Origin of the sequence: Veillonella sp. KGMB01456, from assembly GCF_023051165.1 — a bacterium.
Taxonomy (GTDB): domain Bacteria; phylum Bacillota; class Negativicutes; order Veillonellales; family Veillonellaceae; genus Veillonella_A.
Window position 1 is genome coordinate 21,858 of record NZ_JALKIG010000014.1, and the last position, 16,927, is coordinate 38,784.

The 16,927-nt window shown below is 44.9% G+C and carries 12 protein-coding genes; 3 read left to right on the forward strand and 9 right to left on the reverse strand.

Annotated features, from left to right (window positions below):
- Positions 1-11: 11 nt before the first annotated feature.
- The 9 genes from rplC to rpoB all read right to left on the reverse strand — a co-directional run bounded on the left by rplC (position 12) and on the right by rpoB (position 14,504).
- Positions 12-653 carry a 50S ribosomal protein L3 gene (rplC, locus tag MXE28_RS05730; protein ID WP_006555653.1) on the reverse strand — a complete coding sequence of 214 codons (642 nt, stop codon included), beginning with the start codon at positions 651-653 and terminating at the stop codon, positions 12-14.
- 15 nt (positions 654-668) lie between these two features.
- Positions 669-980, reverse strand: coding sequence for a 30S ribosomal protein S10 (gene rpsJ, locus MXE28_RS05735; protein ID WP_040770779.1), 312 nt, complete (start codon positions 978-980; stop codon positions 669-671).
- A 168-nt stretch (positions 981-1,148) separates the two neighbouring features.
- A complete protein-coding gene (gene tuf, locus MXE28_RS05740; protein ID WP_226980776.1) occupies positions 1,149-2,339 on the reverse strand; it encodes an elongation factor Tu in 1,191 nt (396 codons plus the stop codon).
- Between the two features lie 57 nt (positions 2,340-2,396).
- Positions 2,397-4,472 (reverse strand): elongation factor G, encoded by a 2,076-nt coding sequence (fusA, locus tag MXE28_RS05745; protein WP_226974538.1) that lies wholly within the window; start codon positions 4,470-4,472, stop codon positions 2,397-2,399.
- A gap of 22 nt (positions 4,473-4,494) precedes the next feature.
- Entirely contained in the window at positions 4,495-4,965 is a 471-nt protein-coding gene (gene rpsG, locus MXE28_RS05750) for a 30S ribosomal protein S7 (protein WP_006555649.1), read from the reverse strand.
- Positions 4,966-5,011: 46 nt separating this feature from the next.
- The gene (rpsL, locus tag MXE28_RS05755; RefSeq protein ID WP_226974537.1) at positions 5,012-5,386 is read right to left on the reverse strand and encodes a 30S ribosomal protein S12; all 375 of its coding nucleotides are present in this window, start codon (positions 5,384-5,386) and stop codon (positions 5,012-5,014) included.
- Between the two features lie 77 nt (positions 5,387-5,463).
- Positions 5,464-5,709 (reverse strand): ribosomal L7Ae/L30e/S12e/Gadd45 family protein, encoded by a 246-nt coding sequence (locus MXE28_RS05760; protein WP_006555647.1) that lies wholly within the window; start codon positions 5,707-5,709, stop codon positions 5,464-5,466.
- A gap of 398 nt (positions 5,710-6,107) precedes the next feature.
- Entirely contained in the window at positions 6,108-10,319 is a 4,212-nt protein-coding gene (gene rpoC, locus MXE28_RS05765) for a DNA-directed RNA polymerase subunit beta' (protein ID WP_295247110.1), read from the reverse strand.
- 33 nt (positions 10,320-10,352) lie between these two features.
- Positions 10,353-14,504 (reverse strand): DNA-directed RNA polymerase subunit beta, encoded by a 4,152-nt coding sequence (gene rpoB, locus MXE28_RS05770; protein WP_226974536.1) that lies wholly within the window; start codon positions 14,502-14,504, stop codon positions 10,353-10,355.
- A gap of 516 nt (positions 14,505-15,020) precedes the next feature.
- On the opposite strand from rpoB, the gene thiS reads away from it, so the two are divergent.
- The 3 genes from thiS to MXE28_RS05785 are packed head-to-tail and all read left to right on the forward strand — an operon-like array spanning position 15,021 to position 16,835.
- Positions 15,021-15,215 (forward strand): sulfur carrier protein ThiS, encoded by a 195-nt coding sequence (gene thiS, locus MXE28_RS05775; RefSeq protein ID WP_021842333.1) that lies wholly within the window; start codon positions 15,021-15,023, stop codon positions 15,213-15,215.
- A complete protein-coding gene (gene thiF, locus MXE28_RS05780) occupies positions 15,215-16,006 on the forward strand; it encodes a sulfur carrier protein ThiS adenylyltransferase ThiF (RefSeq protein WP_226974535.1) in 792 nt (263 codons plus the stop codon). Before thiS ends, thiF begins: the two co-directional genes overlap by 1 nt.
- Positions 16,007-16,010: 4 nt before the next feature.
- Complete coding sequence (locus MXE28_RS05785) at positions 16,011-16,835, forward strand: thiazole synthase (RefSeq protein ID WP_021842331.1); 825 nt, start codon at positions 16,011-16,013, stop codon at positions 16,833-16,835.
- The last annotated feature ends 92 nt before the right edge of the window (positions 16,836-16,927 follow it).

A 16,927-nucleotide genomic window follows, 5' to 3' on the forward strand; every position in this document is an offset into this window, starting at 1 on the left:
TTTCGACAATGTTATTTAACAGGTTTCACCGTGTTGCGAACCATTACTAGGCTGCCTTTAGCGCCCGGAATGCCACCTTTAACTAAAAGTAAGTTACGGTCTGCATCAACTTTTACTACAGATAAGCGCTGTACGGTAACTCTGCCGCCACCCATTTGTCCAGGGAGTTTCTTGCCTTTGTATACCTTACCGCCGCCACCGGAGATCATAGGACCGATGGAACCAGGTTCACGATGAGATTTGGAACCGTGAGTTACAGGACCACGATGGAAGTTGTGGCGCTTAATAGTGCCCGCAAATCCTTTACCTTTACCTGTACCTACAACATCAACCAACTCACCTTCTGCGAAGATATCAGCTGCCAGAGTTTGGCCCACTGTGTAATCAGTTGCTTCAGCAAGGCGAAGTTCGCGAAGATATTTAACCGGTGCTACGCCGGCTTTGTCGAACTGGCCTTTTACAGGTTTAGTTAAATGTTTTTCTTTAATGGAGCCATAGCCGAGCTGTACTGCGTCATAACCGTCAGATTCAACAGTTTTAACACGCACTACTACGCTTGGGGTTGCTTCCACTACAGTGACAGGAACGAGTTTACCTTCAGCAGTGAAGATCTGAGTCATTCCTAACTTTTTACCCAAAATAGCTTTAGACATAATCGCACCTCCTTATTATAATTTTATTTCAATAGACACACCAGCCGGTAATTCAAGACGGGTGATAGCATCTACTGTTTTCGCATTTGATTCAAGAATATCGATTAAACGTTTATGTGTACGCATTTCGAATTGTTCACGAGAGTCTTTATTGACATGTGGTGAACGAAGAATTGTAAAAATATTTTTTTCAGTTGGCAATGGAATTGGACCGGATACTAATGCACCGTTGCGTTTTGCAGTGTCAACAATTTTTGCCGCGCTCTGATCAAGAGCTTTGTGATCGTATGATTTTAAACGAATACGAATTTTTTGCTGTTTAGCCATGAATAACTTCCTCCTGTCGCTCATTTCATGAATGAACTGCTCCATAGAAATTCTCCTCCGCAGAGGCAACCTTCTATATCATAGTTTAAAAACACAACACAAGAGCGGCATGCAAATGCCGCTCTGCGCTGCACAAAGTATAGGTTTGTGACCTACATTTACTACTAATTATCCTTCGATAATTTCAGTAACAACACCGGCGCCTACTGTGTGGCCACCTTCGCGGATAGCGAAACGAAGACCAGCTTCAATAGCGATTGGTGTAATCAATTCAATAGTCATAGTGATGTTATCACCAGGCATACACATTTCAGTACCTTCTGGCAACTGGATAACACCGGTTACGTCAGTTGTACGGAAGTAGAACTGTGGACGATAGTTGGAGAAGAATGGAGTATGACGGCCACCTTCTTCTTTAGTCAATACGTAAACTTCACCTTTGAATTTAGTGTGTGGGTGAATGGAACCCGGTTTAGCCAATACCTGACCACGTTCGATGTCTTTACGGTCTACACCACGAAGAAGAGCACCAACGTTGTCGCCAGCTTGTGCGGAATCCAAAGTTTTACGGAACATTTCAAGACCGGTAACTACATAGCTTTCAGCTTTTTCTTTCAAGCCAACGATTTCTACAGTGTCACCAACTTTAACTTCGCCACGTTCAACACGACCGGTAGCAACAGTACCACGACCGGTGATTGTGAAAACGTCTTCGACCGGCATCAAGAAAGTTTTGTCAGTGTCGCGTTCAGGAGTTGGGATGTAGTCGTCAACTGCCTGCATCAATTCTTTGATTTTTTCTACGTATTTAGCGTCGCCTTCCAAAGCTTTCAAAGCGGAACCTACGATAATAGGTACTTCGTCGCCAGGGAATTCGTAAGTGGAAAGGAGGTCACGAACTTCCATTTCTACTAATTCGATCAATTCTTCATCGTCAACCATGTCAGCTTTGTTCAAGAATACAACGATAGCTGGTACACCTACCTGACGAGCAAGAAGGATGTGTTCACGAGTCTGAGCCATAGGGCCGTCAGTTGCAGCGATAACCAAGATAGCGCCGTCCATCTGAGCAGCACCGGTGATCATGTTTTTAACATAGTCAGCATGGCCTGGGCAGTCAACGTGAGCATAGTGACGGTTTTCAGTTTCATATTCTACGTGAGAAGTGTTGATTGTGATACCGCGTTCACGTTCTTCAGGAGCTTTGTCGATCATGCTGTAGTCCTGGAACTGAGCTTTGCCTTCTTCAGCAAGTACTTTAGTGATTGCTGCAGTAAGAGTAGTTTTACCATGGTCAACGTGACCGATAGTACCGATGTTAACATGCGGTTTAGTACGTTCAAATTTTGCTTTTGCCATTTTGAATTGTCCTCCCGGATAATTAAAATTTTACTTATTGTGTTAACCCTTAAGGGATTAGCCGTTTTTCTTTGCTTGAATTTCTTCAGCAATTTTCTTAGGCACTTCTTCGTAATGGTCTACTGTCATAGAGTAGTTACCACGACCCTGAGTTTTGGAACGGAGGTCCGTTGCATAACCGAACATTTCGCTCAATGGAACGAATGCTTTGATATGCTGGCTGCCGTTACGAGCTTCCATGCCTTCCATACGACCACGACGAGAGTTCAAGTCGCCGATTACGTCGCCCATGTATTCTTCCGGTACATCAACTTCTACCGCCATGTATGGTTCGAGAAGTACTGGGTCGGCTTTACGAGCACCTTCTTTGAAGCCCATCGAACCGGCGATTTTAAACGCCATTTCGGAGGAGTCAACATCATGGTAGGAACCGTCAAATACGATTACTTTGATGTCAACCATTGGGTAGCCGGCGATAACACCGGATTCCATAGCTTCCTTAACACCGTTTTCAACCGGTCCAATGTATTCACGAGGAATAGCACCGCCGACAATTTTGTTTTCAAATTCGAAGCCTGCACCAGGTTCTTGCGGAATTAATTCCAACCAGCAGTCACCATATTGACCACGGCCACCGGACTGACGTACGAATTTACCTTGAGATTTAACGGATTTGCGAATCGTTTCACGGTAAGCAACCTGAGGTTTACCAACATTACATTCAACTTTGAACTCACGGTTCATACGGTCAACGATAATGTCGAGGTGAAGTTCACCCATACCGGAAATGATTGTCTGACCGGTTTCTTCATCAGTGCGAACTTTGAAGGTTGGATCTTCTTCAGCCAAGCGAGCTAAAGCGATACCCATTTTTTCCTGGTCAGCTTTAGTTTTAGGTTCAACTGCTACGGAGATAACAGGTTCTGGGAATTCCATGGATTCAAGAATTACCGGAGCCTTTTCATCACAGAGAGTATCACCGGTGGTTGTATCTTTCAAGCCTACAGCAGCTGCGATATCGCCGGAGTAAACGCGTTCGATTTCTTGACGGCTGTTAGCATGCATCTGAAGGATACGACCGATACGTTCTTTCTTACCTTTTGTGGAGTTGAACACGTAAGAACCGGATTCTAAGGAACCGGAGTATACGCGGAAGAACGCTAATTTACCAACATAAGGGTCAGCCATGATTTTGAAGGCCAATGCGGAGAATGGTTCTTCATCGGATGCAGGGCGAGTTTCTTCAGCGCCTGTATCAGGGTTAACACCTTTAATAGCTGGAATATCAAGTGGAGATGGCATGTAGTCAATAACTGCATCCAATAACATCTGCACACCTTTGTTCTTATAAGAAGAACCGCAAAGTACAGGGAACAATTTGTTTTCACAAACTGCTTTACGAAGAGCCGCTTTTAATTCATCAATGCTGATTTCTTCGCCTTCCAAGTACTTCATCATGATTTCGTCGTCAGTTTCGGCAATAGCGTCTACTAACATTTCACGACGTTCTTGAACTATTTGTACGTAGTCTTCAGGAATATCAGTGATTTCGAATTCTTTACCATCATCGCTGATGTAGATTTCGGCTTTCATAGTCATCAAGTCGATGATGCCTTTGAAAGTATCTTCAGCGCCGATTGGTACTTGAAGAGCAACACTGTTTGCACCCAAGCGTTCTTTCATCATGTTTACAACATTGAAGTAGTCAGCGCCTACGGTATCCATCTTATTTACATAAGCGATACGTGGTACGCCATAGGTAGATGCTTGACGCCATACAGTTTCAGACTGTGGTTCAACGCCACCTTTAGCACTGAATACTGCAACGGAACCGTCAAGTACGCGCAACGAACGTTCTACTTCTACAGTAAAGTCAACGTGACCCGGGGTATCAATGATGTTGATGCGATGTTCTTTCCAGTGACAAGTAGTCGCAGCAGACGTGATTGTAATACCACGTTCCTGTTCCTGTGCCATCCAGTCCATCGTCGCAGCGCCTTCATGAACTTCACCGATCTTGTGAACTCGGCCTGTGTAGTAAAGAATACGTTCCGTTGTGGTTGTTTTACCGGCGTCGATGTGAGCCATGATACCGATATTACGAGTTTTCTCTAGCGAAAATTCTCTTGCCACGAATGTCAACTCCTCTTACTAATTACCAACGATAATGAGCAAACGCTTTATTAGCTTCTGCCATTTTATGAGTGTCATCTTTTTTCTTAATAGCTGCGCCAGTATTGTTGAACGCATCCATTAATTCACCGGCCAAACGTTCTTTCATGGTACGTTCGCCGCGAAGACGAGCGTAGTTTACCATCCAACGAATACCTAACGTCTGACGACGATCGGCACGAACTTCAACCGGAACTTGGTAGTTGGCACCGCCGATACGACGAGCACGAACTTCCAATACAGGCATTACATTTTTTAAAGCCTGATCAAATACTTCCATTGGGTCCTGACCCATTTTGGAACGAATAATTTCAAATGCATCATATACGATAGTTTCGGCAATACCTTTTTTACCATCGTACATTACTTTGTTAATGAAGCGTGTAACCAATTTGCTGTTGTACACCGGATCCGGAAGTACATCACGCTTCAACACAGGGCCTTTTCTTGGCATGTTATTTCCTCCTCTACGATGTGTGATTTCAATTGTTTAGCTATAATTATTTCTTAGCTTTTTTCGCGCCATATTTGGAACGGCTCTGCATACGATTCTGTACGCCGGCTGTATCCAAAGCACCACGAACAATGTGATAACGCACACCGGGTAAGTCTTTAACATGACCACCTCTGATAAGTACTACACTGTGTTCCTGTAAATTGTGACCAATGCCTGGGATGTAAGCAGTTACTTCAATAGCGTTTGTCAAACGAACACGGGCAACTTTACGAAGCGCGGAGTTCGGTTTCCTTGGAGTAGCTGTATATACACGAGTACATACACCACGTTTCTGCGGACTTTCTTTAAGTGCAGGAGCGTCGGATTTCTTTGTCAAAGTTTGACGGCCTTTGCGTACTAACTGGTTAATAGTTGGCATGTGGGCACCTCCTTTCCAAACAATTAGATTTATAATTGATCTGCAATGACGAATTATCACCACAGATATTACCAAATTTAGCGCAGCACCCCGATGGCAGCTGCTTTTACTTTAATCTTGCCGGCCTTACCAAGTTCTTCCATGGAGTGTTCTTGATTTACCGGTACGGCGTGTTTCTCACAAAGTTCAAGTATGGGCAACACCACTCGATCGTCACTGTTATTAGCAACAAACACCATCTGAACTTCGCCGCGCATAATCGCTTTCGACGTTTGTTTAGCTCCGATTGTCTTTTTCGCTGATGTTAATACTTCGATTTCCATACCATTACTCCTTGATTTTTCTTGTACTCAGGCACACTCTCCCCTGAGCACTATAACAGTTTAGCATTACTACCCCATGCCTGTCAACAACTTTTATAGCCTTTTCACCGCAGTAAATCAACATTTTATATGTACACTTATCCGTGTGTTTCAAAAGGCCTTATTTTTGCATATTTCACATAATTTTATACAAAATTTACGTAATTTTTCTTCATTTTATACAATTCTATGCATTAGTTGCAAAATTAGCATACATAGATTTCGAATTAAATATAAAAGAGTGCCATTATTTTTACATAATAACACTCTCTTACATAACTCTATTTATGACATTGGCTCCGGTAAAGATGAAACCTGTAAGTTCCCTCTCTACCGATGCACCATTGTCAAATTCTTACTTATTCTTCAACTGCAGCCGAAGCTTCAACCGCTACTACATCTTCGATTTGAGGTTCTTTTTTAGTAACCTTAATCTTACGATAACGGCTCATGCCGGTACCAGCCGGAATCAACTTACCGATAATAACGTTTTCTTTGAGGCCCAATAATGGATCGATTTTGCCTTTAATAGCAGCATCGGTAAGAACACGCGTCGTTTCCTGGAAGGATGCTGCCGACAAGAAGCTGTCAGTAGCCAACGCAGCTTTAGTGATACCGAGTAAAATACGTTTACCCGTAGCCGGTTGTTTGCCGTTCAAGATAAGACGACGGTTTTCTTCTTCAAAGGTGTTAACATCGATAGGATCGCCAGGTAATAAGTCGGCATCGCCCACTTCTTCTACCTTCACTTTATGAAGCATCTGGCGCACAATAACCTCAATGTGTTTATCGTTAATTTCTACACCTTGAGATTTATATACTTTCTGTACTTCATAAACGAGGTAGCGCTGAGTAGCTTCAGTACCCATTACGCGCATGATGTCATGCGGATTAATGGAACCTTCTGTTAAACGGGCACCCAATTTAACTACATCACCGTCACGTACGATAATGCGGGCACCGTATGGAATGAGGTAATCATATTCCACACCGTCTTTGTCGGTAACAAAGATAGTGTTAGTACCTTTTTTATTGTCATTAGGAACTACGCGAACTGTACCTTCCACTTCACTGATGATGGCATGACGTTTAGGACGACGTGCTTCGAACAATTCTTCAACACGTGGCAAACCTTGCGTAATATCATCACCGGCAACACCGCCTGTATGGAATGTACGCATTGTAAGCTGTGTACCCGGTTCACCGATGGACTGAGCTGCGATAATACCAACAGCTTCACCAACCTGTACCTGGTTGCCGGTACCGAGGTCACGGCCATAGCACTTCATACATACACCATAAGGGGAATGACAAGTCAATACGGAACGAATCTTAACCGTTTCATAGTGTTTAACTACTTCATCAGCCAATTCTTCCGTAATTTCGCCATTAAGCGGCACGATAACTTCGCCGGTTTCTTTGTTGATTAATTCTTCAGCAGCCGTACGGCCTACGATACGGTCTTTAAGCGGTTCAATAATACCGGAACCTTCAACGATGGCTTCCACTTCAATGCCGTGGATATCATTGTTGCGTACCTGTACTTCCTTAACATCACTGTCAAGAATCGCTTCAATGCCTTCTTCAGTAAGAGCACTGTGAGCCGGGAATACTTCGTTACCTTCGCTGTCAACTACAGCGTTAACGGTATCTTTGCCGAGCATATTTTGAACCATGGTTTCACTCAATGTCTGACGAATGCCTTCATCGGTTTCACCAAGGCTGATTTTTTGAACCAAGTTAGTATGGTTAATATCGCTGTCGCTACCCAAATGAGCACCGCGAAGATCGATATCGGTGATCTTATGATCGGCTAAAGCTTCAAGATCTTGAAGAGTCAAGATAGTTTCAGCGGCCAATACGAGTTCACCCGTTGCAGGATCTACAACATCTTTATCGAGTACGCGACCAATCAATTTATCTTTCAACAAGGAAAGAGCCTGACGAGTGGAGCTTGCCAAACGAGCGCGTTCACGCACTAAGTCAATGCCTACTACGTCACAATCTTCTTCGCGAACGATAACGTCTTGCGATACGTCAACGAGACGACGAGTGAGGTAACCGGAGTCAGCTGTACGAAGCGCCGTATCGGCCAAACCTTTACGGGCACCATGGCTGGATGTAAAGTAATCCAATACAGTAAGGCCTTCTTTAAAGTTAGCCTTGATTGGCAAGTCGATGATTCGACCGGATGGGTCGGCCATCAAACCACGCATACCGGCCAACTGACGAATCTGCTGTTTGTTACCACGGGCACCGGAGATAGCCATCATGTAAACCGGGTTGAAACCTTCCTGGTCACGCATCATGGTATCCATCATGGCATCCGTTACGTCTTCCGTAGCCTGAGTCCAAAGTTCGATAGTCTTGCGATAACGTTCGTCTTCGGACATGTAACCACGACGGTAGTTACGGGATACTTTTTCTACATCTTCGTCCGCTTTTTGTAAAATTTCCGCTTTTTCAGTCGGTACTTTAATATCCGCAATCGCGATAGTCATACCGGCACGACGAGCGTAGGAATAACCTAAGGATTTTACGCGGTCAAGAAGTTCAGCGGTTTTTTCGTTGCCGAATAACTGGAAGCATTGGTCAACTAATTTACCAACCATCTTCTTGTCCATAACGCGACCTAATGTATAATGTCCGTCTTCCTGTAATTCGTATTGACGAAGTTCAGGGTAGAGGGCGTTGTTAAAGATCAAACGGCCGGCCGTCGTTTCAACACGACCATGGCCTTCTTCACGAATGTATAAAATATCTTGCAAGCCGATTACGCCGGAATCATAAGCCAACATAACTTCGTCAAAGTTAGCGAAGTATTTAGCTTTTTCCTTCGTATGTTGACGTACTACGGTTAAGTAGTAAGTACCCAAAATCATATCCTGGGAAGGAACCGCTACCGGTTTACCATCCTTAGTGGATAAGATGTTATGGGACGACAACATGAGGGTACGCGCTTCGGACTGAGCTTCTACGGACAATGGCAAGTGACAAGCCATCTGGTCACCGTCGAAGTCAGCGTTGAACGCAGTACATACTAACGGATGCAATTTAATGGCACGACCTTCCCAAAGGATAGGTTCGAATGCCTGGATACCCAAACGGTGCAATGTCGGTGCACGGTTTAAGAGTACCGGATGTTCTTTAATTACTTCTTCCAAAGCTTCCCAAACGCCCGGGCCGATTCGTTCTACCTGACGTTTAGCAGCTTTAATATTGCTTGCCTGTTGGCGTTCTACCAAACGTTTCATAACGAAAGGTTTGAATAATTCGAGCGCCATTTCTTTAGGCAAACCGCATTGATGCATTTTGAGTTCCGGACCAACTACGATTACGGAACGGCCGGAGTAGTCAACACGTTTACCCAAGAGGTTCTGACGGAAACGACCTTGTTTACCTTTAAGCATATCGGATAAAGATTTCAAAGGACGGTTGCCCGGACCTGTTACAGGACGACCGCGACGACCATTGTCGATCAAAGCGTCAACCGCTTCTTGCAACATACGTTTTTCGTTGCGCACGATAATATCAGGAGCGCCTAAATCTAATAAACGTTTTAAACGGTTGTTACGGTTAATTACACGACGATATAAATCGTTAAGGTCAGATGTAGCAAAACGACCGCCGTCGAGCTGAACCATAGGGCGTAATTCCGGCGGAATAACCGGTACTACATCCATAATCATCCATTCCGGTTTATTGCCGGACTGACGGAATGCTTCAACTACTTCCAAACGACGTACGGCACGAATTTTACGTTGGCCCGTAGCCGTTTCGAGTTCACTGCGAAGTTCAACATTAAGGCTTTCCAAATCCAATTCGGCAAGTAATGCTTTAATGGCTTCGGCCCCCATGTCAACGCACACGAATTCCACTTCTTCTTGAGCGCCTAATTCGTAACGTTCTTCACGAGTCAATTCTTCATATTCTTTTTCTTCTTCGGCAATTTCAGTGTTAGCTTTTAATGCTTCATTAGCAGCTATTTTGCGTTGTGCTTCGGCAATAATCGCCAAACGGTCGCGGCGCTGAGCCACAGTTTCAATTTCAACCTGTTTGCCGTTGATTTTGTAATCTTCTTCATTGAATTGCGCTTCATATTCACGGAATTCAGTTTCAGATAACAACTGACGTTTCATGAGCGGCGTGCTGCCCGGATCAACTACGATGTAAGCAGCAAAGTAAAGTACGCGCTCTAAGGAACGTGGTGATACATCAAGGATAAGACCCATACGAGATGGGATACCCTTGAAATACCAAATGTGAGATACCGGTGTAGCCAATACAATATGACCCATGCGCTCACGACGCACTTTAGAACGAGTCACTTCTACACCACATTTATCGCAGACTACGCCTTTATGGCGAATGCGTTTATATTTACCGCAATGACATTCCCAGTCCTTGGTCGGTCCAAAAATACGCTCGCAGAACAAGCCGTCACGTTCCGGTTTAAGCGTACGATAGTTAATTGTTTCCGGCTTTTTAACTTCCCCATAGGACCAATCTAAAATTTGTTCCGGCGAAGCCAAGCCGATTCGCATAGAATCGAATTCATTAACGTCTAGCACAAGTATCGCTCCCTTCTTTCGGATACTCAAATATTAGTCTTCATCAGTTTCGGATTCGCCGACATACGTAGCCATAGTGCTAAGTATGTCGTCATCTTCCCCGCTCGTTACCGGTTCTTCTTCGATAACATTCGCTTCTTCCGTATCGTCAGCTACTGCATCTGAGCCTTCCATTACTTCTTTGATTTCATCTTCATTGGTATCTACATCATCGTCGTCATCAAGTTCTTTGATTACAACTTCTTCTTGATCTTCGTTCAAAATCTTCACATCAAGACCGATACTCTGAAGTTCTTTAAGCAATACTTTGAAAGATTCCGGTACGCCCGGTTCAGGAATATTTTCACCTTTAACAATCTTTTCGTATGCTTTCACACGACCTACCACGTCATCAGACTTAACAGTGAGCAATTCCTGCAAGGTATACGCTGCACCATAGGCTTCCAACGCCCATACTTCCATTTCCCCGAAACGCTGACCGCCGAACTGAGCTTTACCGCCCAATGGCTGTTGCGTTACTAAGGAGTAAGGACCGGTTGAACGAGCATGGATCTTATCATCAACCAAATGGTGAAGTTTTAACATGTATACGTAACCAACGGTAACTTTGTTATCCATCGGTTCGCCCGTACGGCCGTCGTACAATACGGTTTTACCGTCATCATTTTTACCGGCAATACGGAGGGTATCGAATACGTCACTTTCGTGCGTGCCGTCAAATACCGGTGTAGCGATATGGATACCGGCTACATCAGGTTTTGGCATGCCGTAAGTTTCGTAGTCATAACCGTAAGATTCCAAATCTTTGCGGATTTCTTCGCGTTTTACACGAGCCGATTCAATAGCATCGATGATGTCAACCACTACCGAAATGTCTTTTAATTCAATCTGTAAAGATTCTTCCATTTCCGGAGCTTGGTCTTCATCGTCAAAATATTCAATTTCAGCATCGCTGTATTCTTTTTCGATAGCGCGCAATTCGTCATAACGTTCGCGGCCACCGAGTTCAGTCAATTGTTTCTGTGCTTCCGCCAAGATTAAGCTCAACGCTTCTTCGCGGCGTGCATCGATTTCACTGTCCACATCAAGATGGGCAACAGTTACGTTTTCCGCCACTTTAGCTTTTAAAGCGTCCATTTCGCCGTATAATTCTTTAATGCGGTCGATATTATCCCAATAACGGCTGTCGGCTTTCGCTTGGTTCAATACATTTTGAATCTTGAGGTCGGTAGCTTTAATCTGCATACCGAGGCCCTGAACAGCCCAACCGAGGTGAGTTTCCAATACCTGACCGATGTTCATACGAGAAGGTACGCCCAATGGGTTCAATACGATTTGAACCGGTGTGCCGTCCGGCAAGAATGGCATGTCTTCCTGACGCATTACGCGGGAAACGACACCCTTGTTACCATGACGACCGGCCATTTTATCGCCTTCGTGGATTTTACGTTTTTGTGCAATATATACACGAACTAATTTGTTAACGCCCGGTTGCAATTCATCACCGTTTTCACGAGTGAAAACTTTAACGTCAACGATTTTACCGGATTCACCATGCGGCACACGAAGGGAAGTATCACGTACTTCACGTTCTTTGTCACCGAAGATGGCACGCAATAAGCGTTCTTCCGGCGTTAATTCAGTTTCACCTTTTGGTGTAACTTTACCAACTAAGATATCCCCCGGATGAACTTCCGCACCGATGCAGATGATACCTTCTTCGTCCAAGTTGCGAAGATTGTCATCGCCCGTATTCGGCAATTCACGGGTAATTTCTTCGGCACCCAATTTGGTGTCGCGTGCATCACATTCGTATTCTTCAATATGAATGGATGTATAAATATCTTCTTTGCAAAGCTCTTCGCTAAGCAAGATAGCATCTTCGTAGTTGTAACCTTCCCACGGCATGAACGCCACGAGCACGTTAAAACCGAGTGCCAATTCACCGCCGTCAGTAGCCGGGCCGTCAGCCAATACTTGGCCTTTAACAACGCGGTCGCCGCGGAATACGATTGGTTTCTGGTTGAAACATGTGGATTGGTTGGAACGAAGGAATTTATTTAATTTGTAAACGTCAACACGACCGTTGTCGCGCTGTACATGGATTTCATTACCCCAACAACGAGTAACGATACCTTCTTCTTTAGCCAGTACACAAACGCCGGAGTCAGTGGCTGCTTTGTATTCCATACCGGTACCTACAAGCGGAGCCTGAGCGCGGAGCAAAGGCACGGCCTGACGCTGCATGTTCGCACCCATCAAAGCACGGTTAGCATCGTCGTTTTCGAGAAACGGAATCATAGCGGTACCGATGGAAACAACTTCCTTCGGACTAACGTCCATGTAGTCAACTTTTTCAGGTGCTACTTCAAGGACTTCAGAACCGCGACGACAAGCGATATGCGTATCTACGAAGTTACCTTCGCTATCGAGAATGGAGTTAGCCTGTGCAATGGTCATGCCTTCTTCTTCGTCGGCCGTCATGTACACAACCTGATCCGTAACTTGTACTTTAATAATTTTGTTGGCCTGATCGCCGGTACCGTAGATTTTTTCTACACGACGATATGGCGCTTCAATAAAGCCGAATTCGTTAACTTTCGCATAGTTGGAAAGGGAAGAAATCAAGCCGATGTTCGGACCTTCAGGTGTTTCGATCGGACACATACGACCATAGTGGGAGTGATGCACGTCACGAACTTCGAAGCCCGCACGTTCACGAGACAAACCACCAGGTCCCAACGCGGACAAACGACGTTTGTGCGTCAATTCGCCAAGTGGGTTAGTCTGATCCATGAACTGGGACAACTGAGAGGAACCGAAGAATTCTTTAATAGCTGCCACTACCGGACGAATGTTGATGAGCGCCTGTGGCGTAATCATAGCATTGTCTTGAATCGTCATACGTTCGCGAACTACACGTTCCATACGAGTTAAACCGATGCGGAACTGATTCTGTAACAATTCGCCTACGCAACGCAAACGACGGTTACCCAAGTGGTCGATATCATCCACATGACCAACGCCATCCATCAAGTTCAACAAGTAGCTGATGTTGGCAATCATATCTTCGCGAGTTACCGTACGATGTTCAAACGGCAAGTTGCTGTTATTGCAGATAACTTTGAAGGAGTGGCCTTCAGAGCTCTTCACATAGAATTCCGCAAAACCTTCACCGCTGAAAACGCCGCTATTCGCAACGATATCGAGCTGTTCTTCGTTCATTACTGTATCAGCATCAACGATGATTTCGCCGGTTTCCATGTTTACGATTGGCTGAGCCAAAGTCTGACCTAACATACGTTGACGCCAGCCTAATTTTTTATTCAATTTATAACGACCTACGCGCGCTAAATCGTAACGACGCGGATCGAAGAATAAATTGTCGAATAAATTACGTGCACTTTCTACTGTAGGCGGTTCGCCCGGACGTAATTTTTTGTAAATTTCAACCAACGCTTCTTCGGAAGATTCGGTGGTATCTTTTTCAAGGGTGCGAAGCAAGCGTTCGTCATATACGCGATTGCCTTCTTCGTCAGTTTCACCATTCCAGAACAATTCCAAAATGGATTCATCCGTGCTCCAACCAAGGGCACGAACTAAAATTGTAGCCGGTAATTTACGATTACGGTCGATACGTACGGATACGATTTCGTTAGCATCTGTTTCAAGCTCAATCCAAGCACCACGATTAGGAATGACTGTGGAACCGTACAAGCGGTTACCCATAGTATCGATTTCACGAGTGTAATATACACCCGGGGAACGAACCAGCTGGGATACGATAACACGTTCCGCCCCGTTGATAATGAATGTACCGGTTTCGGTCATCAACGGGAAGTCGCCCATGAAAACTTCCTGTTCTTTAATATCCTGGTTTTCAGGATCATTATTAATCAAACGAACGTTAACACGCAATGGCGCCGCATAAGTAGCATCACGGTTCTTACATTCGTTAATATCGTATTTTGGCTCCCCAAGGCTAAATCCTTCAAAAGAAAGCACTAAATTACCTGAATTGTCTTTAATCGGAGAAATATCGTCAAAAATATTTTGTAAACCGCTCTCCAAAAACCACTCATAAGACTTGCGTTGCACGTCCAATAAATGTGGCATTTCTAGAACTTCGTTAATTTTAGCATACGTATAACGCGTTCTTTTACCTACCTTCTCAGGTTTGAACATACCAGCTTTCACCCCTCATTTCAATTGGCTTACCTTCTATTCTATAACGGTATGACATCAGACAAAAATCCAGGTCTCAGTTTTCCTGTTAACGCAATGACAAAATAAGCAAGGCTCTCATTTTTTTATTTTGAACCTTGCTTCGCCTTCGGTTAACACAACCTTGGAAGATTTACCCTTTATCAGTAACGATGTTATAGTCATATTATTGAGTACCCCTTAATTTATACGACGCATTCGTACGCCTATAAAATAATATTATACATTAATCAATATATATCTGAGTACATTTGCAATTTAGTATTATATCATTATAAAATTGCTTTGTCAAAAATATTTTACAAAAAAAATTCCCGGACAATGACTGCAAAAAATTTTTTGAAAAATCACTTTGCCCATTCTCAAAACTCTGCTATACTGAAATCAATATATAACCATGACATGAAGGGGGAGCACCACCAAAAGGGTGCTCTCCCTTCATGTCTTTTTTTATAGGAATTTTATAAGGAGGCATCCATGATTGTCAACGGCAAAGAACAAACGCTTACGGAATCTGTGACAGTTTCCGCCTTTCTCGAAACTGCGGGCTACAATTCCAAACGCGTTGTGGTGGAGCGAAACCGCATCATCATTCCGCAAAGCGAATTCGAATCAACTTGGTTACTGGACAGCGACACGCTGGAAATTGTTCACTTCGTAGGAGGCGGCTGATGAATATTACAGTAAACGGCCAAGCCCGGTCGGTAGCTCCCGGCTCGGTTACGGCGGATATCATTACCAACGGCAGCGATGACCTTTGGTTACTAAACGGCTTTGCCGTCGATGGGGCAACGCCCCTCAAAGAGGGCGATGCTTTATTACGCGTGTCACGCACTGAAGCACCTGACGAAGCAACGTACGACGCCGTATGGAACGCTCGTTACGGCAAAACCATTTATAACAAGCTAAAGTCGAGCCACATTCCCATCTGCGGTGCCGGCGGTCTTGGCTCACATATCGCCATTAGCCTCGCGCGGCTTGGCATCGGCGAGCTCACCATCATCGACAAGGATGTGGTAGACATTACGAACCTTGGTCGCCAAGCTTATGAAATGACGGATTTGGGCAAACCGAAAGTTGTAGCCTTAAAAGATATTCTTCACCGCATCAATCCGTTCATCAAAGTGAACGCCGTCCACACCACCATCAACAGCAGTAATTTTGACAACTATTTAAAAGGCTTCCCCTACATCATCGAAGCCTTCGACTCGGCTGAAAACAAGGCGGAATTAACAAGCTATGTACTAACGCATTATCCCGCAACAACGTTAATCGGGGCCAGCGGCGTCAGCGGTTACGATCATCCGAATACGGTCCAAACCAAAGAATTATTCAGCCGCTATTACCAAACAGGTGACGGCCACAGCGAAAGCACCCTCGGACTTTTGGCACCGCGTGTCATGCTCTGTGCCGCTCACGAAGCAACCATGCTCTTACATTTATTACTGACTCAAAAGGAGTGACACTATGTCAACAACAGCCTCACAACAGGCCACCATCGAACCAAGTTCTAAATTTACACCGGAAGGCGATACCTTCACGCTGGGCGGCAAAACATTTTCTTCCCGCCTTATCTTAGGTTCCGGCAAATTTTCACTACCCCTTATAAAAGCCGTCGCCGAAGAAGGCAAGGCTCAAATCATCACCTTAGCTTTGCGTCGCGCCACGCCGGACGGGCAAGAAAACATCTTAGACTTTATGCCTAAAGATGTAACCTTATTGCCAAATACCTCAGGTGCCCGCACAGCGGAAGAAGCGGTGCGCATTGCCGAACTCTCCCGTGCCATGGGCTGCGGCGATTTTGTCAAAGTAGAAATCATTAGCGATGCCCGCTGGCTCTTGCCGGATAACCAAGAAACCATCCGTGCCACCAAAATGCTGGCCGATAAAGGCTTTGTCGTACTCCCTTATATGTATCCCGATTACTATGCCACTAAGGCTCTTGAAGAAGCCGGCGCAGCCGCCATCATGCCCCTCGCCGCACCGATTGGCAGTAACCGCGGTCTTTGTACCAAAGCTTTCATCGACATTGTTCTAAAAAGTACGGACTTGCCGGTTATCGTCGATGCAGGCATCGGCAAACCGTCGGAAGCATGCGAAGCCATGGAGATGGGTGTCACCGCCATCATGTGCAACACGGCCATCGCCACGGCCGGCAATGTAGCGCAAATGTGTAAAGCTTTTCGCCTCGCCATCGAAGCCGGTCGCCTGGCGTACCTTGGCCAAACGGGCCGCGTTATTGCGGACCAAGCGGAAGCATCCAGCCCACTCACGGGCTTCTTGAACGATTAAATACATACACACGAAATGATTACGTGCGCATCTTCAAGACAAGTTCTTCCGACATTGATCACCGGATTACTTTCCTAATGCGCAATTAAACT